The 2373-nt window shown below is 37.1% G+C and carries 2 protein-coding genes; both read right to left on the minus strand.

What is annotated here, in order from left to right; all coding sequences use genetic code 11:
- Positions 1-109 precede the first annotated feature (109 nt).
- Complete coding sequence (locus ACYQ4S_RS11600) at positions 110-640, minus strand: carbohydrate ABC transporter permease (protein ID WP_459771285.1); 531 nt, start codon at positions 638-640, stop codon at positions 110-112.
- 85 nt (positions 641-725) lie between these two features.
- Complete coding sequence (locus tag ACYQ4S_RS11605; protein WP_459771287.1) at positions 726-2090, minus strand: ABC transporter substrate-binding protein; 1365 nt, start codon at positions 2088-2090, stop codon at positions 726-728.
- Positions 2091-2373: the final 283 nt, after the last annotated feature.

Genomic DNA, 2373 nt, shown 5'->3' on the forward strand with positions numbered 1-2373 from the left:
GTCATTTTTGTTTTATACTTATCCATGTTGTAGTCCTTTGTTTTGGTCTTGGATAAGTCATCCAACCCCATTATAAAGGACTTTTTTATATCATGAAACAGTTAAATTTTTAATGCAACACTAGTGAAGCAATATAAATTATCATAATATAGCCTGCTTGTTGCCAAACCGTTAATATAATGAGTCCCCAAAAACCAGTCGTTGGGGTAGATAGCCAACCTTGAAGGGCTTCTACACCAATAACACTGCCCAGATTCGCAAACACTTTAATAAAAATAAACTGCCATACAAAACCTAATATTAACCCACCAATTAGATTCGGCATGAAAAAGACTGTTCTTAAAATATTCCGAGATTTCAATTTGCTTGTTACCAGCATTGCTAAGCCTAATCCTAAAATATTTAAAACGATAATACTGACAAAGGCAAATCTAAATGTAAACCATAGAGATTGCATAAACTGATCATCATCTAATAACCTGCGATAATGAGCTAGTCCAATGAAATTGTCAAAAGTTAAACCGTTCCAATCCGTAAAGGAATAAAATAAGCCTGTTAATACAGGTATAATAACAACTAACGACAGACTTAGTAGAACCGGTGTAATAAACAGCCAAAAGCTGAGTTCTTTATTTTTCATCTGCTTCTATCCTTTCTTTTCTTAAGTTGAATCTAAAAATAAAAGGACCACTTCTTCATATTGGAAATGGCCCTTTTAAAACAGTTTATTGGAGAGATTCCCAAGCAGCAATAGAATTTTCAATCATTTCATCCCAAGACATTTCTCCACCTAAATAGGCTTGTAAATTCGGCCCAAATTCATTATTAGTGAATCCAGTTGGATACCCAGTGAAAATCCATCCAATGGTTTCTCCACTTTCTGAATAATCGTAAACAACCTGTGAAAGGGGATCACTGATTTCTAAATCTTCATATCCTTCATACGCAGGTACAAAGTTAAACTCATCTATAACAAATTGTTTCCCTTCCTCAGAAAGGTACATCCAGTCTAAGAAATCTTTAGCCGCCTGAACAGTGGCATCGTCTTTATTACCATTAACTGCCCAGTAGTTCGGAATACCAACAGGCAATTGATCTTCATGCCCTTCAAGAGGAATCGGTATCATACCGATGGAGTTCTCTGCAAATTCAGGATCCATCTGTTCAATGGTCGGATAGACCCAGTTTCCTTGCTGAATCATAGCGACTTGACCAAGTGAGAAGTATTCCTCAACTTGCTGGGAGTAATCCAAGCTTAAAATAGGTTCCATTGAGTACTCTGCTTGCAAATCAAGCATACGCTGGAACTCGTCGCCTCTTTCAAACTCTAATGTTTCTGCATTATAGGCTTCATTTACGTCTTCATTAAATTCATGACTTAAGTATACATTCGCTAAGTGATCTCCCATAACCCAGCCTTCTGCTCCAGGTAAGGCAAAGACAGCTTCGATACCTAAGTCTTCTTTCTGCTCATCTAAAGTCTGTACTGCTTCTTCTAAGTCTTCATAGGTGCTAATCGCTTCAGGGTCAATACCTGCCGCATCAAAGACTTCCCTGTTATAAATGTACCCGTATCCCTCTAGATTATAAGGAAGAGCCATGACCGTATCGTCATCTTGTGTCACATTATCAAGCATACCCTCTAAAACTGCCGACGCTAAATCCGTATCAGATAAATCAGTCATATAATCAGACATCTGTTCTATTTCATTCGGTCCGGCCACACTAAAGATATCCGGTTCATCGCCCGCTGACATACGAGTCGTCAATTGAGTAAAGTAGTCTGTTCCTCCACCCACTGACGTAATTTCGATGGTAATGTTAGGATTCTCATCCATATACATTTGAGCTAATTCATTAAACTGACTATTAAACTCTACTTTTCCCTGCATAATATTTAAGCTGATGTCTTCACCGTCACCTGCCGTATCCGTTCCATTATCAGCTCCATTATCAGCTCCATTTTCAGTTCCGGTATCTGCTCCATTTTCCACTCCAGGAATATCGCCTTCATTACCGCAGGCTGCGAGTACTCCAACTGTTGAAAGTAATACTAACCCCTTATAAAGTGATTTTTCACTATCAAACATTGTATTGCCTCCCCTTAATTTTACTTCTCATACATTAAGCAATGCATGGATTTCCAACTCCACTAGAAGAAATAAGCATTTAAAATTCAAATAATACAAATTTAGCACTATATTAATAAATACTATAATATTAGTGCTAGGATTGAATCTAATTATTAACTCAAGTTTTGCAGTTGAATATCCAGGTTTAACCCTTGCGGTTATTGAAACTTCTTATAAATAATTATCAAAAAACACACAAAAAGACACCTCTCTTTGGTAAAATGTAGTCACCACAACAACA

The sequence above is a fragment of the Alkalibacterium sp. s-m-28 genome (genome assembly GCF_054658175.1).

Excerpts from the sequence above, each read along its gene's own strand:
- ACYQ4S_RS11600 (WP_459771285.1), bottom strand. The coding sequence starts at position 640 with ATGAAAAATAAAGAACTCAGCTTTTGGCTGTTTATTACACCGGTTCTA.
- ACYQ4S_RS11605 (WP_459771287.1), bottom strand. The coding sequence starts at position 2,090 with ATGTTTGATAGTGAAAAATCACTTTATAAGGGGTTAGTATTACTTTCA.